This is a genomic window from Sphingomonas sp. GW821-FHT04B01, assembly GCF_059420425.1.
This window is the reverse complement of record NZ_JBWKTR010000001.1, coordinates 1,117,555-1,138,666: the sequence shown is the minus strand read 5'-3', so window position 1 is coordinate 1,138,666 and position 21,112 is coordinate 1,117,555. Positions and strand designations below refer to the sequence as shown.

Sequence of the window (21,112 nt, the reverse complement as noted above, 5' to 3'; positions counted from 1 at the left end):
AACGAAAAACTCAGTGCAGGTTGACGGCGTCGTTGAGATAGACGCTCGTCAGCAGCGCAAAGACATACGCCTGGATGGCGGCGACCAGCAGCTCGAGCAGCGTGATGCCGATCATCAGCAGGAAGCTCGGCAGCGAGATCAGCAGGCCGTAGCCGGCACCGAGGTTGAGACCGCTGATGACGAACGCGGCGAGCACCTTGAGCAGGATATGCCCCGCGGTCATCGCGACGAACAGTCGCAGACCCAGCGAGAAGGGGCGCACCAGGAAGCTCATCAGCTCGACGACGAAGATCAGCGGGATCATCAGCTTCGGCGTGCCGTGCGGCACGAACAGGCTGAAGAAGTGGAAACCGTGCTTGCCGAAGCCGACGATCAGGACGATCGCGAAGCTGATCACCGCGAGCACACCGGTGACGGTGAGGTGGCTGGTGATGGTGAACGGATGCCAGCCCGGCACGATGCCGACCGGGGTCAGGCCCCAGATGTTGGCGAAGAGGATGAACATGAACAACGAGAAGACGTAGGGGACGAAACGCTTGCCCTGCGGCCCGATATTCGACGTCAGCATGTTCGAGACGAAGCCGGTGAAGCCCTCGACCGCGGCCTGCCAGCGGCCGGGGACGAGCTCGCGCTTCATTCCGCCCAGCATGAACAGCCACAGGCTGGCGAGCGTGATCACCATCCACAACGCCGAGTTGGTGAACGAGATGTCGTATCCCGCGACGACCCAATGCCGACCGAACAAAGGTTCGATCAGGAACTGGTGCATCGGATCGATCTTGCTGCCCGATTCTGCCGCCACTTGGCCCGTTCGCTCCCTAATACGACAAACGCCCGGTTATTCCGGGCGTTCGCCTGCAATCCGAATGATCTGCCTGAACGCGACGGCGATTCCGAGGAACAGCATCACGATCAGCGCCCATGGGGTCGTGCCAAACCAGCGGTCGATACACCAGCCGATCAGCGCACTGCCGACGAGGCTTCCGATCAGGGCCGCGAGCACGCGATTGCCGAGCGAATATCCCGCATCGGCCGTCGGCGCCCCCTGCCCCGTCCGCAACGCTTCGGCATGCCGGGCTTCCTTCAGCCGCTCGTCGAGCGCGGAAAGCCGCGGATCGTCCGCGCTGGTGAAGTCTCGCCCGGTCTCGTCTTCCGCCACGCGCATACCCTCGCCTGTTGATGCCAGCCGGGGGATAAAACGCGCGGGGCGAGCGATCCCGCCAAGGCGTGGCCCGTTTAGGTGGGGGGTGCCGGGGTGTCAACCGTCTGGTTCCCCGATGGGTTTGGCGAGGCATATGTCCTCCCCGCCAGGGGGAGGACTTACCTTACTTGCAGCGTGGGTCGAGTTCGGGGGTGCCGGTGTTTTCCTTCCACTGGCCGGACGGCGTCTTGTACATCTCGCCCTGCCCCACCTTCGCCACCAGGTTGCAGCCGCTGGTGAAGGCGAATTGCTCCACCGTCGCGCCGCTCGCCTGCGCACTCGCGGTATAGGCGGCCTTGCGCTTGATGTTGATGTCGCGGACCAGCGCCTGCACCGACGCGCCGCCGCTCACTACGCCGAGATAGCCGTCGGGCTGTTCGCCGACCTGCTTCGCCTCGCGCGCGGCGGCATAGGCCGGGTCGCGCTGCGCCATCGCCATCGTCGACAGCCCCAGCAGGGCCACCGCGCCGGCAACGATCAAAAGCTTCGTCTTCATATCAGAATATCCCCGGATTCTGCTGGATCAGCGACTTCGCCTCGCCATCGAGACGATAGACGACCTCCTGCGTGACGCTGATGTTGAGGTTGATCTCGATCGGCTTGTCGGGCGCCGAGACGTTGATGCAGCCACCAAGCGTCGTCGCCGCCAGACCGATCCCGGCCAGCCCCGTCATGCGTCTCAAGGTCGTGATTCGCTGCTCCATCTTCAATCCTGTTTCGGTCATGGCACGATTCCGCTTGCGGGGGGCTGAATGGGGGCGCTCTGGCGCTGCTGCTGCTGCCGTTCGAGCAGCGCGGGCAGGTTGCGCTGGATCAGCCGGCTGGGGTCGTAGAAGGACTGCGCCGAATCGAGCAGCCCGCGGAAGGGCGCCTTGATCCGGATGTTGAACACGAACGGCAGCCGCTGCAGCCGGCGGACGAGGAAGTTGCTCTTCGCCCCCTGCCCCTGCGTCACGCCGGCGAAGCGCACCTCGGTCACCATCTCGCCGGCGAGCGGCCCGTTCATGCCGATCGTCAAATTGCGATAGCGCAGCGCTTTCAGCGCCTGGAAGGCAATATTGCCCCACAGACCCAGATCCTTCTGCGACAGGTCACCGACATAGGCGAGGCTGCCGCCGCCCTGTCGCACCGCGAGCCGCCCGCCCTCGATCCGGCCGCCCTGCACGTCGAAGATCATCGGCAGTTCGCCGTCGAAGACGCCGGTCGCGGACAGGTTCTTGAAGTCGAACTGTTCGAGGAACTGGTCCGCCGCCGCGCCGTCGATACGGAAGGTCATCCGCCGCGCCGCGGCTTCGGTGAAGTCGAGCGTCGTCGGCAGCAGCGTCATCGTACCGCCGGCGAACGGCCAGCGGCCGCTGTCGATCCGCACGCGCAGATCGGGGAGCAATTGATAGACGATCGTGCCGTCGGTCACCGCAATGCCGGGATTGACCGTCTTGATTGTCGCCACCTGCGCCGGTGCGCTCGCCAGCCCGAGCAGGTCGGTGAAGCGCAGCGTCGTGCTGATCCCGGTGACCGGGCCGAAGGCGGCGGCGAGATCGGTGTCCTTCGTCGCGAACGTGCCGGTCGAGCCGACGCCGTCGGGGCTCCACGCGATATGACCATCGCCGGTGACGCTGCCGCGCACGTCAGCGACGACGCCGAAGGTCAGCCGGGTGAGCAATTCGGGCTGGAAGTCCTCGGTGAAGGCGATCCCCGGCACGGTCAGATTGGCGGTGCCGCGCCCGCTCGCCAGCGTGTGGCCGATCGCGACATCGGCGACCTTCACGCTCTTCGTCGGCTCGTAGAGCGTGCCGCGCGCGGCGATCGCGCCGTTGACGAGGTCGAGCGTCACGTCGCGCGCCGCCAGCGTCCGGAAGCGCGGATCGGGCGCGGCATCGTCGACCGTCATCGTCGCCGTCAGCCGCAGCGCACCGCCGCGCAGCGACCAGTCGCCCGCCGCCGCGCCGAGCAGCAGCGGCACGTTGGCGATCTGGCCCGCGCCGCCGCCGAACGTGCCGGCGACGCCGCCGCCGGCGATCCGGCCGGTCAGTTGCGCGAGATCGATGCGGGTGATGCGCTCAGGACTGCCCAGCCGCGCGGCGACGCTGTCGAGCACGAAGCCGCCGTCGCCAAGCCGCAATTGAGCGCCGCTTGCCGCAACGGTCAGCGGCGTCTGTCCGAGCCGCCCCGCCAGTCGCACCGCCGGCAGCCGTGCGCCGCCGGCCAGTCGTCCATCCGCCAGCGTCACCATCGCGCCGGCGATCGGGCAGAGCGTCGTGCGCAGCGGATCGAGCACCAGCCCCGCCACCGCCAGCCGCTGGATCGCGACCGGGGTACATGCGGGATTGGCGACCAGCGTCCCGCGCCCGTTCCAGCGCAGATCGACCGGCAGCGCCAGGCCATCGACCCGCCCGTCGCCGAGCGGCCCCGACAGCGCGACCCGCGTGGCGATCCGCGTCGCTCCCCCCGGCGTCGCGGTGAACATGACCGGCGCCAGCGCCAGCCGTGCGCCGCCGGCGGCATAGGGTGCGATCGTCGCGCGACCGGTGATCGGGGCGCCGGCGTGGGCCTGCGCCAGTGCGACCTGCGCGTCGGGCAACCCCCCGCCGGCCATCGCTAGGCGCGTATCGATGCGCAGCCGCGTACCGGGCCAGCCGAAGGTCAGCCCCGTACCGCCAGCGATCCGCAGCCGGGCGCCGCTCACCGATTGCAGCGACGCGGCGGTGATGCGCGCCTGTCCCGCGCCGCCGCTCTGCCGGACCGCCAGCGCCGCCGACCCGCCGAACCCGTTCGCCGCGCCCCGCAGCGCCTGCGACACGGCGGCGATCAGCGGTGCGGCCGGCGTTCCCGCGCCCGTCGCGGCCCCGATGCTCGGCAGCCGATCGGCCGCGATGCGCGCGTCGGCGACGCGGACGGTGCCGGTGAAGGCCTGTGCCGCACCGATCCGATAGCGTCCCGCCATCCCCAACGTCCCCGCGGACGCGCCGGCAATCGCCACATTGCTGGCGGTGAGGTCCGCGGTCCCGCCGGTCGCCGGCGCTGCCCCGTCGAAGGTCACGTCGCCACGCAACCCGGCGACCCGGGCGCCGGCACCGCGGACTGGCCCGCTCGCCAGCCGCGCGCTGCCGCGCCAGCCGTCCAGCGCCGGCGTCAGCACCACGTCGATATCCGCCCCGCCGCGCCGCACGTCGACGCCAGCGCAACGCCCGGCGGCGACCTGAACCGGCCCCCGCAATCGCGGCGCACCGGCGGTCACCGCCACCCTGAGCGCCGCGCGCAGCCCGTCCGCGCCGCAGCCGCCCTGCGCCAGCCGATCGCTCACCACCGCCGCGGTGCCGGCAAAGCCGCCGTCCAGCCGTCCGCGCCCGGCGATCCGCAGCCCCGCGACGCCGAACGGCGTCTCCAGCCGCATCCGTGCATCCGCGATGTCGACATCCAGCGCCGGCAGCGCGAAGGCCTTGCCCGACGACGGCGGGATCAATTTGTCGATCTCGCCCAGCGACAGCCGTCCGTCGATCATCCGCCCGCGCAACCGCACGTGTCCGGCGCGCACCGCGGCGAGGCTGGCGCCGCCAAAGCCGATCCGCGTCCGTGTCTCCAGCCAGTCGGCGACGAGATCGGGATCGCGGGGATCGCCGATCACCACGTTGGTCAAGCGCTGCCGCCCGAACCCCAGATCGCGCACGTCGTAGCGCGCGACGACGCCGCGTCTGGCGAGTTCGCCGTCGATGACCCGGCTGGCGATCGGCTTGCGCTCGACCCACAGACCGATCAGCGCGACGAGGAGGACGAGCGCCGCGCCGAGCGCGATCCGCCGCCGTCGGCTCCACGACGCGAAGCGGCGTTGCCGCGCGGGCGCATCGTTCAACTCGTCCACGCCCTCGCCCATCGTCGCCCCTCATAGGCGGGGGCGATGCATCCGCGCAATTGCGCCCATGCCGGACCGACGATAGCCTCCGCCGCGATGGCCGCTCCCCCTTCCCCGCCGGGTGACACCGCCGGCCACCGCGAACGGCTGCGCGGGCGGCTGCTCGCCGGTGGCGGCGACGCGTTGCTCGACCATGAGCTGATCGAATATCTGCTGATGCTCGCCATCCCGCGGATCGACACCAAGCCGATCGCCAAGGCGCTGCTGCGCGAATTCGGCGGTATCGGCGGGCTGCTCGCCGCCGACGCCGAGGCGCTTGGCCGCGTCAGGGGCGTCGGCCCCTCCGCCGCCGCCGCGATCAAGATCGCGCATGGAATCGCGATCCGGCTGCTTCGAGCCGAAGCGACCGACCGCCCGATCCTGAGCAATTGGCAGGCGCTGCTCGATTATCTGCGCGCCGACATGGCGCATCACGGCATCGAGCGGTTCCGCGTCCTGCACCTCAACACGCGCAACATACTGATCCGCGACGAAATCATGAGCGAGGGCTCGATCGATCAGGCGGCGGTCCATGTCCGCGAGGTGATCCGCCGCGCGATCGACCTGGGCTCGGCGGCGATCATCCTCGTCCACAACCATCCCTCGGGCGACCCCGCCCCCAGCCGCGCCGACATCGCCATCACCCGCACCATCGCCGACGCCGGCGCGGCGATGGGCATCGTGTTGCACGACCACATCATCATCGGCGTCAACGGCCATGTCAGCCTGAAGGCGCAGGGTCTGATCTGAGGCGCACGCCATGGCCAATGAAATTAGCCGCGAAACCAACGATCAAAACGGCCAATCTTGACTCACCTCCAGTCACGCATTTGTCTGACATGTCCGACGGATCGAGCGCCCCTCCAGCGCGGCGACCGTCCGGCTGACATGGGGGCTGAGAAACACGATGTTGAAGATATCCGCACGGTCGACGGTTGCGCTGGCGCTGCTGCTGGCTGCCGCTCCTGCCCTGGCGAAGACCGTCGAGGTCAAGGTCGACGCCAAATCGATGCCATGGGACATCCGCACCAACCGGGGACTTCGCTACGGCCTCAACGACGGGCGCCCGCCGGTGATCGTGATGGACCCGACGATCAAGGCGGGATCGACGCTGACCTTCACCGCGACGGGATCGACCATCTATGTCCGCGGCGGCCGCTCGTTCGATGCGGACGGCGATCAGTCCTGGTCGAGCGAGCGCGGCAACGTCGATTATTTCCCCAGCCATCATATGAAGGCGTTCCGCGAACCGATCTTCCTCGGCGAACTGGTCGGCGCGTTCATCTCGGGCGACGGTGTCGTCGTCGGCAGCCCCTTCCCGATCGGCCGCGGCACCAAGGCCGTCGTGCCGCCGGGCGCAGCGGGGATCTCGCTCGGCCTCAACGACGATGCCTATTTCGATAATAGCGGCACGCTGACCGTGTCGATCGTCATCCCGGTCGGCACCGTGACGATCGAGAGCAACGAGGCAAAGACGGATGCGCCCGGCACCCCCGCCGCGCCGCCACCCGCCGCGACGGTCCAGCGCGTGACCGTCGCGCTCGACGCCGCCACCGCGCCCTGGGACGCGACGGTGAACGCCGCGACGCTGCCGATCAGCGCCAAGGGCGCCAAGCCGCCGGTGGTCGTGCCGATCGCGGTCCCCGCAGGCAAGGCGGTGATCTTCGCCGAAGGCAGCACCGACACCGCCGACGCGACCGGCCTCGGTGCGGCCGGCAACGAGAAGAAGGCGGTCAACGACACGCTGACCGCCGACGGCCAGCGTTACCCGAGCTTCTACGTGCCCAAATTGCTCTACCCCGCCTATCGCCACGGGCTGGTCGCGGTATTCGTCGATGCCAAGGGCGCAATCGTCAGTCGGCCCTTCATGGTCGGCAAGGGCATCCGCCTGCCGATTCCCGAAACCGCCGCGGGTCTCGCGCTCGGCTTCAACGACGCCGATTTCACCGGCAACACCGGAACGCTGCGCGTGACCGTCGAACTGCCGCCGCAGGAATAACCCGCTCACGGCGAAGGGGCCGCCGGATTTCACCGGCGGCCCCGTCATGCGGTCAGTCGGATATTACGACTGCGCCTTGCTCAAGAAGCCGATCAGTTCGGGTTGCGAGATCGACTGACTCTTGTCGGTGTCGGCCTGGGCGAAGGCGGCGCTTACCCATTTCTTGGTCGCGGCGCTTTCGGCGCTCGCCTTGGGATCGCTCGCCTGCTTCAGCTTGACCATCCAGCTGGCGAATTCCGCCTTTTCGAGCTTGCCGTCCTGATTGGCGTCGTAGGTCAGAAATTCGGTCTGCACCACGGTCGCGACCTGATCGGCGCCCGCTGCGGGCTGCGTCGTCGCCGTCTGCGCGCCGTCGGTTGCAGTCGTCGTATCCGCTGGCGCCGTCGATTGCGGCTGCGCCTCAACAGATCCCGATCCCGGCACAGTTTGTCCCGTCGTCGCCTGCGTCGGTACAGTATTCGTCTGCGTTTGCGCCAGAGCCGGCGCGGAGAGCGTGATCACTCCGGCGAGAAGAGCATATTTCAGCATTATCTGTCTCCCATCGTTCTACATGAAGCATGCGGCGATCGACTGTGCCGACCGCATCGCATACTTGATGTGGGAAATGATTATGCCGATACAATGGTTCCGGATCGGGAGGTTTGTCCCGGACCGCGCACGCTGCTACTGCGCCGCAGAAATACGCGAGTCGGGCCGAAATGGCCGCGACGAGCCGTGCTCCCGTCAGGACGAAGGAACACCATGGTCCCCCGTTATTCCCGCCCCGAGATGACCGCGATCTGGACCCCGGAGGCGCGCTTCCGCATCTGGTTCGAGATCGAGGCGCATGCCACCGACGCGCTCGCCGAGCTGGGCGTCGTGCCGAAGGAAGCCGCCGAGGCGCTATGGGCGTGGTGGCGCACCGATCCCGCCATCGACGTGCCCGCGATCGACGCGATCGAGGCGGTGACCAAGCACGACGTCATCGCTTTCCTCACCTGGGTGGCGGACAATGTCGGCGACCAGGCGCGCTTCATGCACCAAGGCATGACCTCGTCGGACGTGCTCGACACCTGCCTCGCGGTGCAGCTGGCGCGCGCCGCCGACATCCTGCTCGCCGACCTCGATGCGTTGCTCGCGGTGCTCAAGCGTCGCGCGGTCGAGCACAAGATGACGCCGACGATCGGCCGCAGCCACGGCATCCATGCCGAGCCGGTTACCTTCGGCCTCAAGCTGGCGCAGGCCTATGCCGAGTTCGACCGTTGCAAGACCCGGCTGATCGCGGCACGCGCCGATATCGCCACCTGCGCGATCTCGGGCGCGGTCGGCACCTTCGCCAATATCGATCCGTCGGTGGAGGAGCATGTCGCCGCGAAGCTCGGCCTGTCGGTCGAGCCGGTCTCGACGCAGGTCATCCCGCGCGACCGCCATGCGATGTTCTTCGCCACGCTGGGCGTCATCGCCTCGTCGATCGAGCGGCTCGCCACCGAGGTCCGCCATCTCCAGCGCACCGAAGTGCTCGAGGCGGAGGAATATTTCTCGCCCGGCCAGAAGGGCTCGTCGGCGATGCCGCACAAGCGCAATCCGGTGCTGACCGAGAACCTCACCGGCCTCGCGCGGATGGTGCGCGGCTATGTCACCCCGGCGCTGGAGAATGTCGCGCTGTGGCACGAGCGCGACATCTCGCACTCGTCGGTCGAGCGCTATATCGGCCCCGACGCGACGATCACGCTCGACTTCGCATTGGCGCGCCTGACCGGCGTGATCGACAAGCTGCTCGTCTACCCCGAGCGGATGGACAAGAATCTCAACAAGATGGGCGGGCTCGTCCATTCGCAGCGCGTGCTGCTCGCGCTCACCCAGGCGGGCGTCAGCCGCGAGGATTCGTATCGCCTCGTCCAGCGCAACGCGATGAAGGTGTGGGAATCGGACGGCCGGCTCTCGCTGCTCGAATTGCTCAAGGCCGACCCCGAGGTCACTGCGGCGCTGTCGCCGGCGCAGCTCGAGGAGAAGTTCGACCTCGGCTATCACCTCAAGCACGTCGACACGATCTTCGCGCGCGTGTTCGGGTAAGGCGAAGTCCTCCCCCTTGCGGGGGAGGATTGCATCACCTCACACCCATTGCGCCAGCCAGTCGGCGAGCCCCTGTGGCGATAGCGAGCGGGCATCCGCCAGCGCGGTCTCGCGCCCGGCATTGACCAATTTGTCGGTCTTGGGATCGACGATCAGCAGCGCCGGCACGCCAGCCAGCCGCCCCTTGATCCCGTAGCGGGCCGGAATGTCGAGGTTCCTGTCGAACCGGCCGATATCCACGGTAACCACCTCGTAATGCCGTGCGACGAAGCGACGCATCGTCGGCAGCTCCATCACCCCGGCGAGCAACCGGCAGTCGAGACACCAATTGCCGCCGAGATCGATCAGCAGCTTCTTGTGTCCCTTGAGCGCACGCGCCTTGGCCGCGGCGACCGCTGCCTTGGCATCGGCATTGCCGTCATAGGGCAAGGGCAAAGGCTGCGACAATTGTTCGAAGCTCGTCGCTCCCACCCGCGGTGCGGCAACGCGCGCATCGACGGCGGCAGGGAGCGTAAGTGCGGCAATGGCGAGTGCGGCAGCGAAGGATAGACGAGGCATCCGGATCTCCTGACGGAAAGACGGCAGTGTGACCTATCGCGCCGCCGCCTGACAAGCCGGACGGCCCCAAGCAAATGTTGCAGTTGCGTGAAACGCACTTGGGCATGCAAGCAACAATATTGCGATATCAAGCAATTATCGCCATCTCGCGCTTACCGGATATTCCTCCGGTATCGGAGACCTTCCATGCGCATGTTCGAAACCGCAGCCAGCAGCGTGCTAGCGATCGCGGCTCAGGCGCTGGTGGTCGGGGTGATCATTTCCACCCTTTGACCCATCGGCCCGCCCGCCCCCTTGTCCTTATCGGCCGAGAGGGCGCGGCTTGGGGCCGCAGCTTCAACGGCGCGCATAACGCGCCGCGAATTCCCGCTCGGGCATGACGAGATAGCGGATCATGTCGATGAATGCCCATGGCGCGGTGACGAGCATTCCGACGACGGTGATCGTCATCACCAGCATCACGATCCCCGATCCGGTCCGCCCCAGATAGAAACGGTGGATACCGAGCGTCCCGAGAAAGAAAGCGAGCACCGCCGCGACGATCTTGTTGCGGTCGGTCACCGGCTCGCGCGACGCTGGCGACGGCGGCGGCGTGGCGACACCGCGGGCAGATGGCATCGGAAAGACGCTGAGCGCACGATCGCCTTCGGCCTCGAAATCGACCTGGAGGCCGATCGCCGGTTCGCCGCGCTGCGCCCAATCTTCAGGGGTGAAGCGATAGCGCCGACCGTCGTCGCCGGCGACCAGCCCCTCGCCGGTCCGCTGATCCACCCCCAACACCTGTCCGCGCATGCATGTCCCCCGATCTATGACGCGCACATCATCCGCATCCGCGGCGTGGGCGCAAGATGGCGTGGGAGCAGAGCCGGCATCAGTACATCACCCGTCACCCCGGCCCTGCGCCGGGGTGACGCTTTCAAGCGGCTCGAAGAAGCGGGATGCCGGATCAAGTCCGGCATGACGGATGGGTCGGGCGACCGTCTCGGCCAAAACTTATTCCGCCGCGAACACGCCCTTCAGTTTGGCGAAGAAGCCCTGACTGTCGGGGCATTCGTCGCCCGTCTCGGTCTCGCGGAACAGTTCGAGCAACTCGCGCTGTCGCACCGACAATTTGGTCGGCGTCTCGACCTCGATCTGCACGACGAGATCGCCCTGCCCGCGCCCCTGCAACACCGGCATGCCGGCACCGCGCTGGCGCAACTGCTTGCCCGACTGGATCCCGGCCGGAATCTTGATCTCGTGCGTCCGCCCGTCGAGCCCGGGGATCGACAATGCGCCCCCCAATGCCGCGGTCGTGAAGCTGATCGGCGCGCGCGCGAACAGGGTGGTGCCCTCGCGCTCGAAGATCGGATGCCGCTTGACGTGCAGGAAGATATACAGGTCGCCCGCCGGCGCGCCGCGCGGCCCCGCCTCGCCCTCGCCGGACAAACGGATGCGCGTGCCTTCGTCCACACCGGGCGGCACGTTGACGCTCAGCGTCTTGGTCTTCTCGACCCGACCCTCGCCGCGGCAGTCCGGGCAGGGATCGGCGATGATCTCGCCCGCGCCCTGACACACCGGACAGGCGCGCTCGACGACGAAGAAGCCCTGCTGCGCGCGCACCTTGCCGTGGCCGTTGCACTGGCGGCAGGTCGAGGCATGCGTCCCCGGTTTGGCGCCCGAGCCGTGGCACGTGTCGCATTGCGCCGAGACGTCGACGGTGATCTCGGTTGCCTTCCCATGGAACGCCTCTTCGAGGCTGACCTCCATGTCGTAGCGCAGATCGGCGCCACGGCGCTGCTGCGCCCGGCCACCGCCACGCGCACCGCCCATGAACTCGCCGAACACCGATTCGAAGATGTCGGAGAAGCCGCCGAAGTCCTGCGCGCCGCCACCGCCGCCGCCGTTCTGGAACGCGGCATGGCCGTAGCGATCATAGGCCGCGCGCTTCTGCGGGTCCTTCAGGACCTCATAGGCTTCGCTGACCGCCTTGAACTTGGCTTCGCTGTCCTTGCACCCGGCATTCTTGTCCGGGTGATATTTCATCGCGAGCTTGCGATAGGACGACTTGATCGTCGCGCCGTCCGCGCCGCGCTCGCATTCGAGCAATTCGTAATAATCGACTGTGCTGCTCATGATCGCCTCGCCGCCCCCCGGCCGTCACCCCGGCGCATGCCGGGGCCTCCCCGATGACGGGAGCTGCCGGCGCGCAGGCCACCGGCGAAGCATCGCTTCGCCGGGACCGCCGCAGGCATGACGGTGGAGATCATGGATGTTACGCCTTGTGGTCGTCGACTTCCGAGAATTCGGCATCGACCACGTCGTCCTTGGGCGCCTCGCCACCGGCACCGCCCTCGGGCGAGGCATCGGCCTGGGCCTGCTTCTCGTAGATCGCCTGGCCGAGCTTCATCGCGACCTGCGCGAGCGCCTGGCTCTTCTCGGTCATCTGATCGGCATCGCCGGTCTCAACCGCCGCCTTGGCGGCGTCGATCGCCGACTGGATCTCGCCCTTCAGCGCCTCGTCGACCTTGTCGCCATTGTCGGCGAGCTGGCGCTCGGTGGTGTGGATCAGCGATTCGGCGTTGTTCTTCGCCTCGGCACCGGCCCGACGCTTCTTGTCCTCCTCGGCGAACTTCTCCGCGTCGCGGACCATCTGCTCGATGTCGTTGTCCGACAGGCCGCCCGATGCCTGGATGCGGATCTGCTGCTCCTTGCCGGTGCCCTTGTCCTTGGCCGAGACGTTGACGATGCCGTTGGCGTCGATGTCGAACGTGACCTCGATCTGCGGCACGCCGCGCGGCGCCGGCGGGATGCCGACCAGGTCGAACTGGCCGAGCAGCTTGTTGTCCGCCGCCATCTCGCGCTCGCCCTGGAACACGCGGATCGTCACCGCGCCCTGGTTGTCGTCCGCGGTCGAATAGGTCTGCGACTTCTTGGTCGGGATCGTCGTGTTGCGGTCGATCATCCGGGTGAACACGCCACCCAGCGTCTCGATGCCGAGCGACAGCGGCGTCACGTCGAGCAGCAGCACGTCCTTGACGTCACCCTGCAGCACGCCCGCCTGGATCGCGGCGCCCATCGCGACGACCTCGTCCGGGTTGACGCCGGTGTGCGGCTCCTTGCCGAAGAAGTTCTTCACCGCCTCGCGGACCTTCGGCATGCGCGTCATGCCGCCGACGAGGACGACCTCGCTGATGTCGTCGGTCTTCACGCCGGCATCGGCGAGCGCCTTCTTCATCGGCTCGATCGTGCGCTTGATCAGATCGTCGACGAGACGCTCCAGATCGGCGCGGCTGATCGTCTTGACGAGATGCTTCGGGCCGTTCTGGTCGGCGGTGATGAACGGCAGGTTCACTTCCGTCGACGCCGCCGACGACAGCTCGATCTTCGCCTTCTCGGCGGCTTCCTTCAGACGCTGCAGCGCCAGCTTGTCCTTGGCGAGGTCGATGCCCTCGTCCTTCTTGAAGCCTTCGGCGAGATATTCGACCAGCTTGTTGTCGAAATCCTCACCGCCGAGGAAGGTGTCACCGTTGGTCGCCTTCACCTCGAACACGCCGTCGCCGATCTCGAGGATCGAGACGTCGAACGTGCCGCCGCCGAGATCGTAGACCGCGATCGTCTTGCCGTCCTGCTTCTCGAGGCCATAGGCGAGCGCCGCCGCGGTCGGCTCGTTGATGATGCGCAGCACCTCGAGGCCGGCGATCTGGCCGGCGTCCTTGGTCGCCTGACGCTGCGCGTCGTTGAAATAGGCCGGAACCGTGATGACCGCCTGGGTCACCGTCTCGCCGAGATAGCTCTCGGCGGTTTCCTTCATCTTCTGCAGCGTGAAGGCGCTGATCTGCGACGGCGAATAATCCTTGCCGCCGGCCTGCACCCATGCGTCGCCGTTCTGGCCGCGCACGATGTGGTACGGAACCAGCTCGGTGTCCTTCTTGGTGATCGGATCGTCGAACCGGCGACCGATCAGGCGCTTCACCGCGAAGATCGTGTTGTCGCCGTTGGTGACGGCCTGACGCTTCGCCGGCTGGCCGACCAGCCGCTCGCCGTCCTTGGCGAAGGCGACGATCGACGGCGTGGTGCGCGCGCCCTCCGCATTCTCGATCACCTTGGGCTTGCCGCCCTCCATCACTGCGACGCAGCTGTTGGTCGTGCCGAGGTCGATACCAATTACTTTAGCCATGTGTGCTTACTGAGCCCCTCACATACGAAACGATGGCAAAATTCATTGCCGGACGCAGGGAACTTTTGCCCCGTTACGGCAGCGAAAGCTCCTGTGTATGGCGGCGATATAGGTGGGGTTCCGCTTGCCGCAAGACGGTGGCGACCATAGGGCTGTGACAGAAATGATCGCATGTGCGGGAAGAGGAGCGACGATGCGCCGGACGCGAGTGGGAACGATGCTGGTGCTCGCCGCTGCACTGGCCGGCTGCGGCGGACCCGACCGGGTCGAGGTGGACGACGCCTGGATCCGGCTGCCGGCGGTGCCGGGCCGGCCGGGTGCGGCCTATTTCACGCTGCACGGCGGGCGGTCCGACGCGACGCTGATCGACGTCACCGCCAACATCGCGGTGCGCGCCGAGATGCACGAGAGCATGACCGGCCGGAACGGCATGGCCGCGATGAAGCCGCTCGCCCAAGTGGCCGTGCCCGCGAAAACCGAGGTCGCCTTCACTCCGGGCGGCCGCCACGTCATGCTGTTCGACATCAACCCCAAGGCGAAGGCGGGCAAGATCTACAAGCTGACGCTCAACTTCGGCAATGGCGGCCGGCTGTACGTCGACGCGATGACAGTGGGCGCGGCCGCGCCGGCGCCCGATTTCTGATGGCGGATGCACGCCGCCCCCTCACCGCAGGCGAACGCGCGCTCGCGGCGTCGGTCTTCCGCGACACGATCGACTATGACGCGGTGCACCTGTCGCGGAGCAAATGGGCGTTCTTCCAGCCGCGCGACACGGTGATGGCGCCGCGTGGCTGCATCCATTTCCATCCCAAGGGGCAGGGCTGGCGCGACGATTTCGCCGCCGCCGCGCTCACCGACCAGGGGCTGTTCATCCACGAGATGGTGCACATCTGGCAGCATCAGCGCGGCATCTTCCTGCCGCTCGCGCGCCATCCGTGGTGCCGCTACGATTATGCGATCAAGCCCGGCCAGCCGCTCCACCGCTACGGCATCGAGCAACAGGGCGAGATCGTCCGTCACGCCTTCCTGCTCCGCCACGGCGCGCGCGTGCCCGGCGCGCCCAGCCTCGCGCAATATGAGACGCTGCTGCCGTTCGGCTGAGCGCCCGCCGCAAGACCTTCCGTTCGCCCTGAGCCTGTCGAAGGGTGGGTGAGTCTCAATGCCCCTTCGACAGGCTCAGGGCCAACGGGGGATGATTTACAGCATGTCGAAGTCGATCGCGCCATGCCGGTCGAGCGTGCGCGGCGCCTCCGGCATCGGATATTTGAGCCCGGTCGCGCAGTTGAACAACACTACCCGTTCGTCCTCGTCGACTTCGCCGGTGCGCAGCGCCTCGCGATAGGCGGCGAGCGTCGCGCCGCCTTCCGGACACAGCAGCAGCCCGTCCTTGCGCGCCGCCTCGTCGACCGCCTTGAGGATCGCGGGATCGCCGACCCCCAGCGCCTTGCCGCCGCTCGCGCGCACTGCGCGCAGGATCAGAAAATCGCCCACCGCTTTGGGCACGCGGATGCCCGCCGCGACGGTATGCGCATCCTCCCAGCGCTCGGCATGTTCGACGCCGTCCTCGAAGGCGCGGACGATCGGCGCGCACCCCGACGCCTGCACCGCATACATGCGCGGCCGCTTGGCGCCGATCCAGCCGAGCGCCTCCAGTTCGTCGAACGCCTTCCACATGCCGATCAGGCCGGTACCGCCGCCGGTCGGGTAGAAGATCGCATCGGGCAGCTCCCAGCCGAATTGCGCGGCGAGCTCCAGCCCCATCGTCTTCTTGCCCTCAATCCGATAGGGCTCCTTGAGCGTCGAGAAATCGAACCAGCGTCCCTCGGCGGCGCCCTTGCCGACGATCGCGCCGCAATCGTCGATCAGGCCGTTGACCCTCCATACCCGCGCGCCCTGCATCGCGATCTCGCGCACGTTCACCTCGGGCGTATCCTCCGGGCAGAAGACGATCGTCTCGATCCCTACCCGCGTCGCATAAGCGGCGAGCGCCGCGCCGGCATTGCCGTTGGTCGGCATCGCGATGCGGGTGACGCCAAGCTCCTTGGCCATCGCCACCGCCATCACCAGCCCGCGCGCCTTGAAGCTGCCGGTCGGCAACCGCCCCTCGTCCTTGACCCAGACGTTGGCACTGCCCGCGCTTTTTGGGATCGGGATCAGCGGCGTCTCGATCTCGCCGAGGCTGACGACATTCTCGGTCCGCCGAACCGGGAGCAATTCGCGCCACCGCCACATGTCGGTCTGCCGTGCCGCCAGCGCGTCGCGCGACAGGGTCGCCTTCACCGCGTCGAGGTCGTAGCGCACCAGCAATGGCCGCCCGGCGCGCGAAAGGCCGTGCAGGCGGTCCGCCTCATATCGCTCGCCGGTCAGCGAGCATTCGAGATGCGTGACGAAGGTCGGGCGATCGGTGGTTAGATTGGGGTTCATGGCGACGATACTAGCCTTGCCAACGGCATAGCGTCCACTTGATTGAAGTGCAGATCGTAGTTACGATTAGCTATGGACATCACGTTCGATCCGGCGAAGGACGTGATCAATCGCACCAAACATGGCGTGTCGCTGGCCTTCGGTGAGCGCATTTGGGCCGATGATGCGGCGGTGATCGTTCCGACTATCCGCGTCGAAGATGGCGAGCGGCGCTTCAGGGCGATCGGTATGGTGGAAGGACGCTTGTGGACCGCGGTCCATGTTTATCGGGATCAGACGATCCGGATGATCTCGGTCAGGAGAAGCAATGATGGCGAACGCCGTATCTACGATAGCAATTAAGGCCGATCCGAACGATCCCGAGGACGGCGATATCACCGAAGAAGCGCTGCAACAGGCGCTGGCGGAACGGCGTAAGCACCTGCGCCGACGTGGCGCCCAGGCAACGCCGACCAAGAAGCAGGTGACTTTACGCCTCGATCCCGACGTGATCGACAAGTTCCGCGCCACCGGTCCGGGATGGCAGGCGCGGATCAACGATGTTTTGAAGGCGGCGCAGGTCTGATCCCGCGCCGCCGCGCACCTCAATCCGGCTTCTTCGCCACGCCGACCAGCGCCGGGCGCAGCAACCGGTCCTTGAGCATATAACCCGCCTGCATCTCCTGCACGATCGTGCCGGGCTCGGCATCGCTCGGCACTTCCATCATCGCCTGATGCTTGTTGGGATCGAGCATCGCGCCCATCGCCTCGACCTTGGTGATGCCGTTGCGCGTGAACACGCTGTCCAGCTCGCGCCCCGTCGCTTCCAGACCGGTGACCAGGCCCTTCAGCCGCTCGTCGCCGCGCAGGTCGGCAGGGATCGCCGACAGGCCGCGCGCCAGATTGTCGGCGACCGACAGGATGTCGCGCGCGAACGAGGTGGTCGCATAGTTGCGCGCGTCGGCGACTTCCTTCTCGGTACGGCGGCGGACGTTCTGGATTTCGGCCTGCGCATAGAGCGTCTGCTGCTTGGCGTCGGCGAGCTGGTTCTCGAGGTCGGCGATCCGCGCCGCCGCATCGTCATGCTCCGCCACTTCGGGAGCGGCCTCCGCCGTCTCCTGGCGCAGTGCTTCCACGTCGATCTTGGTCTCTTCGGTCATGTAGGTCCCTGTAGTGTCAGCCCATCAAACGGGCGAGCGTTGCCGCCGTGAAATCCACCATGGGCACGACGCGCGCATAGTTCAACCGCGTCGGCCCGATCACCCCGACCACGCCGACCACCCTGCCGCCGGGTCCGCGGAACGGCCGCGCGATCACCGAAGACCCTGACAAGGCGAACAATTTGTTCTCCGCGCCGATGAAGATGCGGGTCGCGTCGCCGGCGCTCGCGCTGTCGAGCAATTGCGCGATTTCCTGTTTGCCTTCGAGGTCGTCGAGCAGATCGCGCACCCGGTCGAGGTCGGCCGCGGCGGCGGCGTCGATCAGCCGTCCCTGCCCGCGTACGATCAGCACCGGCCGCCGTGCGCCATCCTCGCTCCACACCGCGAGGCCGGCTTCGACCAGCGCGCGCGCTGCGCCGTCGAGTGCCGCCTCGCCCTCCGCCATCTGCCGCCCGACGCGCGCCCGCGCCTCGGCGAGCGTCAGGCCGGACAGCGTCGCGGTCATGTAATTGCCCGCCTCGACCAAGGCCGAAGGCGTCATTCCGGCGGGCAATTGGATCACCCGATTCTCGACCGAGCCGTCCTCGCTGACCAGCACCGCCATCGCCTGATCGGGCGACAGCGCGACGAAGCCGATCGAGCGCAGCGCCAGCTCACGCTTGGGCACCATCACCAGCCCCGCACAGGCCGACAGGCCGGACAGCGCGGCGGTCGTCGCCGCCAGCGCCTCCTCGACCGGACCGCGATGCCCGGCGCGCGCCTCGATCGCCGCGCGTTCCTCGGCGGAGGGTTCGAGCGCCTGCATCATCCCGTCGACGAACAGGCGCAGCCCGCGTTCGGTCGGGATGCGGCCGGCGCTGGTATGCGGACTGGCGAGCAGCCCCAGTTCCTCCAGCTCCTGCATCACCCCGCGGATCGACGCCGGCGACAGATTGAGGCCGGAGGCGATCGCGATCGTCTTCGACCCCACCGGCATGCCGTTTTCGACATAGCCGTCGACCACCGCACGAAAGATGTCGCGGGCGCGATCGGTAAGCTCGGTGACCGGTGGTGCCATATGCTCTATCTAGGGCGCGCGCCGTTGCCGATAAAGGCGCCGATCGGCAACACCTGCGGCGCCTCCCGCAACGCGCGGAACATCGCGGCATTCTGTGCCATGTCGCAGCCGAAATAGGCGTTTAGATGCGACGCCGCGGCGCCACCGCCCGTCCACCGCACGTCGACGGACGACTGGTCGGTCGCCGCCGGGGTGCAGCCGGGCTTGCCCGCCTGCAAAGATCGATCGCCCTGCGGGCGATAGGGCGCCAGCCGTGACGCGAACAGATGATAGGCCGCCGGCGACGCCTGAAAGCTGCGCGTCCCGGTCACCGCGGTGAAGCGCTGCCCCTCGAACGTGCCCTTGCCGTCCGGCGCGATCGTCACCGCGTAAACCGGACAGGTGCCGAAGCACGCGCCGGTTTCGTAACGGATCGTCTCGCTTGCCACCGCCGCCGACGTCGCCCCGTCGCGCGATGCGTCGACCACCACGCAGGCTGACAGGCTCATCGCCGCCAATGCCAGACCCGCGAACCCCTTACGCATGCCCTTCTCCCCTTGCTCACCACTGGCGTGTGCCAGCCGTGCCGTCTAGGGCTGCGCCATCGAACTTTGAGGAGAGTTGAATGCGCCCCAGTGGCCGCGCCCCCGACCAGATGCGGGCGATCACCATCGAACCGAATTTCACCCGCCACGCCGAGGGATCGGTGCTGGTCGGCTTCGGCGACACCAAGGTGCTCGTCACCGCCAGCCTCGAAGAGCGCGTGCCGCCGTTCCTGCGCGGCAAGGGCGAAGGCTGGGTGACCGCCGAATATGGCATGCTGCCCCGCGCCACCCACACCCGCGGCAGCCGCGAGGCCGCCAAGGGCAAGCAATCGGGTCGCACGCAAGAGATCCAGCGGCTGATCGGCCGATCGCTGCGTTCGGTGGTCGACATGAAGCTGCTCGGCGAGCGCCAGATCACGCTCGACTGCGACGTCCTCCAGGCCGACGGCGGCACCCGTACCGCCGCGATCTCGGGCGCCTGGGTCGCGCTGCGCCTCGCGGTCAACACTTTGCTCACCAGCGGCAAGCTGACCAACGACCCGATCCGGCAGAAGGTCGCCGCGGTGAGCTGCGGCATCTATCAGGGCACGCCGGTGCTCGACCTCGACTATCTCGAGGATTCGGCGGCGGATGCCGACGGCAATTTCGTCCTGCTCGAAAACGGCAACATCGCCGAGGCGCAGGCGACCGCCGAACACGCCACCTATGACGAGGAGGCGCTGCTCCGCCTGCTCCGGCTCGCGCGCATCGGCTGCACCGAGATCTTCGCCGCGCAGGATCGCGCCGTCCGATGAGCGGCGAAGGCGACACGCCACAGGCGATCCGCAAGCTCGCCCCCGGCCGGCTGGTCATCGCCAGCCACAATGCGGGCAAGGTGCGCGAGATCGCCGAGCTGCTTGGTCCCTATGGCATCGAGCCCGTCTCGGCGGGCGAGCTCGACCTGCCCGAGCCCGAGGAAACCGGCACCACCTTCGTCGCCAACGCCGAACTGAAGGCGTTGCAGGCGGCGGACCTGTCCGGCCTGCCCGCGCTCGCCGACGACAGCGGCCTGTGCGTCGATGCGCTGGGCGGCGACCCCGGCATCTTCTCCGCGCGCTGGGCGGGGGAGTCGAAGGACTTCGATCTCGCGATGCGGCTGGTCGAGGATCGCCTAAACGAAGAGCCCGACCTGCCGCGCAGCGCGCATTTCGTCTGCGCGCTGGCGCTCGCCTGGCCCGACGGTCATGTCGAATGGTTCGAGGGTCGCGTCGACGGCACGCTGGTGTGGCCGCCGCGCGGCGGCAACGGCTTCGGCTATGACGCGATGTTCCTGCCCGAGCGCGGGACTGAAACGTTCGGGGAGATGGACGCTGCCGCCAAGCATGCGATCAGCCACCGCGCCGACGCGTTCCGCCAATTGGTCGCCGCGGTCCTCTAAGGCGATGACGGGCGTCGATCCGGTCCTCGTGCGGGGCTGGCTCGCCGCCCGTTCGCTGTCGCGCGGCCTGCCCGCGCCGGTCGCCGACCAAGGCGGCTGGCGCGTCGACACCGGCGGACCGATCGAACGCCGCCGCCATCTTTTCGCCGAAGCCGGTCCGGGCCTGACCGCCTTGCTCGCGACGATCGACACGCCGGGTGTCTTCGTGAAGCTCTGCGCCGACGCCGACACGTTCCGCGCGCTGCTGCCGCCGCATTGGACGATTACCGACGCCAATTGCATGATGGTGCCGGAGCGGGCTGCCCTGACGCCGCCGGTCGTGCCGCCCGGCTATCGGCTGACGACGGTCCGCGACGGCGGCGTCACGCACGTGACGATCGCCGCACCCGATGGGGGCCTTGCGGCGAGCGGCCATGCGGCGGAACTGGACGGCATCTTCGTGTACGACCGCATCGTGGTCGAGGACGCGCACCGCCGCCGCGGATTGGGACGGGCATTGATGATGGCGCTGGGCGCGCATTGCACGTCGACGTCACGTCAAGTGCTGACCGCCACCGCTATGGGCGCCGCGCTCTACGCGACGCTCGGCTGGCGGGTTTATGCGCCGTACACGACGGCGACGATCCCCTGATTTTTTCCAGCAAAGGCAAGGCAATCGCATATGGTTGCGGTGATGAGGCTCGCTCGGATTCC

General features: G+C 67.7%; 24 protein-coding genes. 10 read left to right on the top strand and 14 right to left on the bottom strand.

Annotated elements, in window-relative coordinates; all coding sequences use genetic code 11:
• Positions 1-10: 10 nt before the first annotated feature.
• The 5 genes from AC07UH_RS05605 to AC07UH_RS05585 all read right to left on the bottom strand — a co-directional run bounded on the left by AC07UH_RS05605 (position 11) and on the right by AC07UH_RS05585 (position 5,072).
• Positions 11-802: a F0F1 ATP synthase subunit A gene (locus AC07UH_RS05605; RefSeq protein WP_038662562.1), complete on the bottom strand. Its 792-nt coding sequence runs from the start codon at positions 800-802 to the stop codon at positions 11-13.
• 36 nt (positions 803-838) lie between these two features.
• A complete protein-coding gene (locus AC07UH_RS05600) occupies positions 839-1,165 on the bottom strand; it encodes an AtpZ/AtpI family protein (RefSeq protein ID WP_038662565.1) in 327 nt (108 codons plus the stop codon).
• 160 nt (positions 1,166-1,325) lie between these two features.
• Positions 1,326-1,697: a YdbL family probable chaperone protein gene (locus AC07UH_RS05595; protein ID WP_038662568.1), complete on the bottom strand. Its 372-nt coding sequence runs from the start codon at positions 1,695-1,697 to the stop codon at positions 1,326-1,328.
• Position 1,698: 1 nt separating this feature from the next.
• Positions 1,699-1,875 (bottom strand): YnbE family lipoprotein, encoded by a 177-nt coding sequence (locus AC07UH_RS05590; protein WP_171009435.1) that lies wholly within the window; start codon positions 1,873-1,875, stop codon positions 1,699-1,701.
• A gap of 47 nt (positions 1,876-1,922) precedes the next feature.
• A complete protein-coding gene (locus AC07UH_RS05585; protein WP_495179071.1) occupies positions 1,923-5,072 on the bottom strand; it encodes an intermembrane phospholipid transport YdbH family protein in 3,150 nt (1,049 codons plus the stop codon).
• A gap of 75 nt (positions 5,073-5,147) precedes the next feature.
• On the opposite strand from AC07UH_RS05585, the gene radC reads away from it, so the two are divergent.
• Together radC and AC07UH_RS05575 are read left to right on the top strand one after the other, a co-directional pair.
• Entirely contained in the window at positions 5,148-5,840 is a 693-nt protein-coding gene (gene radC / locus AC07UH_RS05580; RefSeq protein ID WP_495179072.1) for a RadC family protein, read from the top strand.
• A gap of 157 nt (positions 5,841-5,997) precedes the next feature.
• Complete coding sequence (locus tag AC07UH_RS05575; protein WP_495179073.1) at positions 5,998-7,089, top strand: hypothetical protein; 1,092 nt, start codon at positions 5,998-6,000, stop codon at positions 7,087-7,089.
• Between the two features lie 63 nt (positions 7,090-7,152).
• Here the strand turns inward: AC07UH_RS05575 and AC07UH_RS05570 are convergent, their stop codons facing one another.
• Positions 7,153-7,617 carry an EF-hand domain-containing protein gene (locus AC07UH_RS05570; protein ID WP_495179074.1) on the bottom strand — a complete coding sequence of 155 codons (465 nt, stop codon included), beginning with the start codon at positions 7,615-7,617 and terminating at the stop codon, positions 7,153-7,155.
• Between the two features lie 213 nt (positions 7,618-7,830).
• Here AC07UH_RS05570 and purB point away from each other — a divergent pair, with 213 nt between their 5' ends.
• Positions 7,831-9,141: an adenylosuccinate lyase gene (gene purB, locus AC07UH_RS05565; RefSeq protein ID WP_495179075.1), complete on the top strand. Its 1,311-nt coding sequence runs from the start codon at positions 7,831-7,833 to the stop codon at positions 9,139-9,141.
• A 39-nt stretch (positions 9,142-9,180) separates the two neighbouring features.
• On the opposite strand, the gene AC07UH_RS05560 is transcribed toward purB, so the two are convergent.
• The 4 genes from AC07UH_RS05560 to dnaK form a co-directional block, all read right to left on the bottom strand.
• Complete coding sequence (locus AC07UH_RS05560; protein ID WP_495179076.1) at positions 9,181-9,699, bottom strand: thioredoxin family protein; 519 nt, start codon at positions 9,697-9,699, stop codon at positions 9,181-9,183.
• 336 nt (positions 9,700-10,035) lie between these two features.
• Positions 10,036-10,491 carry a TM2 domain-containing protein gene (locus AC07UH_RS05555; RefSeq protein ID WP_495179077.1) on the bottom strand — a complete coding sequence of 152 codons (456 nt, stop codon included), beginning with the start codon at positions 10,489-10,491 and terminating at the stop codon, positions 10,036-10,038.
• A 201-nt stretch (positions 10,492-10,692) separates the two neighbouring features.
• Positions 10,693-11,814 (bottom strand): molecular chaperone DnaJ, encoded by a 1,122-nt coding sequence (gene dnaJ / locus AC07UH_RS05550; protein ID WP_038662583.1) that lies wholly within the window; start codon positions 11,812-11,814, stop codon positions 10,693-10,695.
• Positions 11,815-11,953: 139 nt separating this feature from the next.
• A complete protein-coding gene (dnaK, locus tag AC07UH_RS05545; protein WP_137898316.1) occupies positions 11,954-13,858 on the bottom strand; it encodes a molecular chaperone DnaK in 1,905 nt (634 codons plus the stop codon).
• 193 nt (positions 13,859-14,051) lie between these two features.
• Between dnaK and AC07UH_RS05540 the strand changes: the two genes are divergently transcribed.
• Positions 14,052-14,501, top strand: a complete 450-nt coding sequence (locus AC07UH_RS05540) for a copper chaperone PCu(A)C (protein ID WP_495179078.1) — start codon at positions 14,052-14,054, stop codon at positions 14,499-14,501.
• Entirely contained in the window at positions 14,501-14,959 is a 459-nt protein-coding gene (locus tag AC07UH_RS05535) for a vgr related protein (protein WP_495179079.1), read from the top strand. The genes AC07UH_RS05540 and AC07UH_RS05535 overlap by 1 nt, the downstream gene beginning before the upstream one ends.
• Before the next feature lie 96 nt (positions 14,960-15,055).
• Here AC07UH_RS05535 and AC07UH_RS05530 read toward each other — a convergent pair whose 3' ends face one another.
• On the bottom strand, positions 15,056-16,282 hold the full coding sequence (locus AC07UH_RS05530; protein WP_495179080.1) for a threonine synthase: 1,227 nt from the start codon (positions 16,280-16,282) through the stop codon (positions 15,056-15,058).
• Positions 16,283-16,354: 72 nt separating this feature from the next.
• On the opposite strand from AC07UH_RS05530, the gene AC07UH_RS05525 reads away from it, so the two are divergent.
• Positions 16,355-16,624 carry a BrnT family toxin gene (locus AC07UH_RS05525; protein ID WP_495179081.1) on the top strand — a complete coding sequence of 90 codons (270 nt, stop codon included), beginning with the start codon at positions 16,355-16,357 and terminating at the stop codon, positions 16,622-16,624.
• Positions 16,593-16,847, top strand: coding sequence for a BrnA antitoxin family protein (locus AC07UH_RS05520; protein ID WP_495189916.1), 255 nt, complete (start codon positions 16,593-16,595; stop codon positions 16,845-16,847). The genes AC07UH_RS05525 and AC07UH_RS05520 overlap by 32 nt, the downstream gene beginning before the upstream one ends.
• A gap of 19 nt (positions 16,848-16,866) precedes the next feature.
• Here the strand turns inward: AC07UH_RS05520 and grpE are convergent, their stop codons facing one another.
• From grpE to AC07UH_RS05505, 3 genes are read right to left on the bottom strand one after another with little or no spacing between them, the layout of a single operon-like run.
• Positions 16,867-17,421, bottom strand: a complete 555-nt coding sequence (grpE, locus tag AC07UH_RS05515; RefSeq protein WP_038662601.1) for a nucleotide exchange factor GrpE — start codon at positions 17,419-17,421, stop codon at positions 16,867-16,869.
• Positions 17,422-17,437: 16 nt separating this feature from the next.
• Entirely contained in the window at positions 17,438-18,478 is a 1,041-nt protein-coding gene (hrcA, locus tag AC07UH_RS05510; protein WP_038662604.1) for a heat-inducible transcriptional repressor HrcA, read from the bottom strand.
• 5 nt (positions 18,479-18,483) lie between these two features.
• Positions 18,484-19,002, bottom strand: a complete 519-nt coding sequence (locus AC07UH_RS05505; RefSeq protein ID WP_495179083.1) for a DUF6438 domain-containing protein — start codon at positions 19,000-19,002, stop codon at positions 18,484-18,486.
• 80 nt (positions 19,003-19,082) lie between these two features.
• Here AC07UH_RS05505 and rph point away from each other — a divergent pair, with 80 nt between their 5' ends.
• From rph to AC07UH_RS05490, 3 genes are read left to right on the top strand one after another with little or no spacing between them, the layout of a single operon-like run.
• The gene (gene rph, locus AC07UH_RS05500) at positions 19,083-19,796 is read left to right on the top strand and encodes a ribonuclease PH (RefSeq protein WP_495179084.1); all 714 of its coding nucleotides are present in this window, start codon (positions 19,083-19,085) and stop codon (positions 19,794-19,796) included.
• Positions 19,793-20,419 carry an RdgB/HAM1 family non-canonical purine NTP pyrophosphatase gene (gene rdgB, locus AC07UH_RS05495; protein WP_495179085.1) on the top strand — a complete coding sequence of 209 codons (627 nt, stop codon included), beginning with the start codon at positions 19,793-19,795 and terminating at the stop codon, positions 20,417-20,419. Before rph ends, rdgB begins: the two co-directional genes overlap by 4 nt.
• A 4-nt stretch (positions 20,420-20,423) precedes the next feature.
• Positions 20,424-21,050: a GNAT family N-acetyltransferase gene (locus AC07UH_RS05490; RefSeq protein WP_495179086.1), complete on the top strand. Its 627-nt coding sequence runs from the start codon at positions 20,424-20,426 to the stop codon at positions 21,048-21,050.
• Positions 21,051-21,112: the final 62 nt, after the last annotated feature.

What these genes read in the sequence shown, in the direction of transcription:
- AC07UH_RS05525 (WP_495179081.1), top strand. Translation starts at nt 16,355, where the DNA reads ATGGACATCACGTTCGATCCGGCGAAGGACGTGATCAATCGCACCAAA.
- AC07UH_RS05490 (WP_495179086.1), top strand. Translation starts at nt 20,424, where the DNA reads ATGACGGGCGTCGATCCGGTCCTCGTGCGGGGCTGGCTCGCCGCCCGT.
- AC07UH_RS05575 (WP_495179073.1), top strand. Translation starts at nt 5,998, where the DNA reads ATGTTGAAGATATCCGCACGGTCGACGGTTGCGCTGGCGCTGCTGCTG.
- AC07UH_RS05595 (WP_038662568.1), bottom strand. Translation starts at nt 1,697, where the DNA reads ATGAAGACGAAGCTTTTGATCGTTGCCGGCGCGGTGGCCCTGCTGGGG.
- hrcA (WP_038662604.1), bottom strand. Translation starts at nt 18,478, where the DNA reads ATGGCACCACCGGTCACCGAGCTTACCGATCGCGCCCGCGACATCTTT.
- AC07UH_RS05530 (WP_495179080.1), bottom strand. Translation starts at nt 16,282, where the DNA reads ATGAACCCCAATCTAACCACCGATCGCCCGACCTTCGTCACGCATCTC.
- AC07UH_RS05560 (WP_495179076.1), bottom strand. Translation starts at nt 9,699, where the DNA reads ATGCCTCGTCTATCCTTCGCTGCCGCACTCGCCATTGCCGCACTTACG.
- dnaJ (WP_038662583.1), bottom strand. Translation starts at nt 11,814, where the DNA reads ATGAGCAGCACAGTCGATTATTACGAATTGCTCGAATGCGAGCGCGGC.
- AC07UH_RS05555 (WP_495179077.1), bottom strand. Translation starts at nt 10,491, where the DNA reads ATGCGCGGACAGGTGTTGGGGGTGGATCAGCGGACCGGCGAGGGGCTG.
- rph (WP_495179084.1), top strand. Translation starts at nt 19,083, where the DNA reads ATGCGCCCCAGTGGCCGCGCCCCCGACCAGATGCGGGCGATCACCATC.
- radC (WP_495179072.1), top strand. Translation starts at nt 5,148, where the DNA reads ATGGCCGCTCCCCCTTCCCCGCCGGGTGACACCGCCGGCCACCGCGAA.
- AC07UH_RS05590 (WP_171009435.1), bottom strand. Translation starts at nt 1,875, where the DNA reads ATGACGGGGCTGGCCGGGATCGGTCTGGCGGCGACGACGCTTGGTGGC.
- AC07UH_RS05535 (WP_495179079.1), top strand. Translation starts at nt 14,501, where the DNA reads ATGGCGGATGCACGCCGCCCCCTCACCGCAGGCGAACGCGCGCTCGCG.
- grpE (WP_038662601.1), bottom strand. Translation starts at nt 17,421, where the DNA reads ATGACCGAAGAGACCAAGATCGACGTGGAAGCACTGCGCCAGGAGACG.
- AC07UH_RS05520 (WP_495189916.1), top strand. Translation starts at nt 16,593, where the DNA reads ATGGCGAACGCCGTATCTACGATAGCAATTAAGGCCGATCCGAACGAT.
- AC07UH_RS05570 (WP_495179074.1), bottom strand. Translation starts at nt 7,617, where the DNA reads ATGCTGAAATATGCTCTTCTCGCCGGAGTGATCACGCTCTCCGCGCCG.
- AC07UH_RS05585 (WP_495179071.1), bottom strand. Translation starts at nt 5,072, where the DNA reads ATGGGCGAGGGCGTGGACGAGTTGAACGATGCGCCCGCGCGGCAACGC.
- dnaK (WP_137898316.1), bottom strand. Translation starts at nt 13,858, where the DNA reads ATGGCTAAAGTAATTGGTATCGACCTCGGCACGACCAACAGCTGCGTC.
- AC07UH_RS05505 (WP_495179083.1), bottom strand. Translation starts at nt 19,002, where the DNA reads ATGCGTAAGGGGTTCGCGGGTCTGGCATTGGCGGCGATGAGCCTGTCA.
- AC07UH_RS05600 (WP_038662565.1), bottom strand. Translation starts at nt 1,165, where the DNA reads ATGCGCGTGGCGGAAGACGAGACCGGGCGAGACTTCACCAGCGCGGAC.
- rdgB (WP_495179085.1), top strand. Translation starts at nt 19,793, where the DNA reads ATGAGCGGCGAAGGCGACACGCCACAGGCGATCCGCAAGCTCGCCCCC.
- AC07UH_RS05540 (WP_495179078.1), top strand. Translation starts at nt 14,052, where the DNA reads ATGCGCCGGACGCGAGTGGGAACGATGCTGGTGCTCGCCGCTGCACTG.
- purB (WP_495179075.1), top strand. Translation starts at nt 7,831, where the DNA reads ATGGTCCCCCGTTATTCCCGCCCCGAGATGACCGCGATCTGGACCCCG.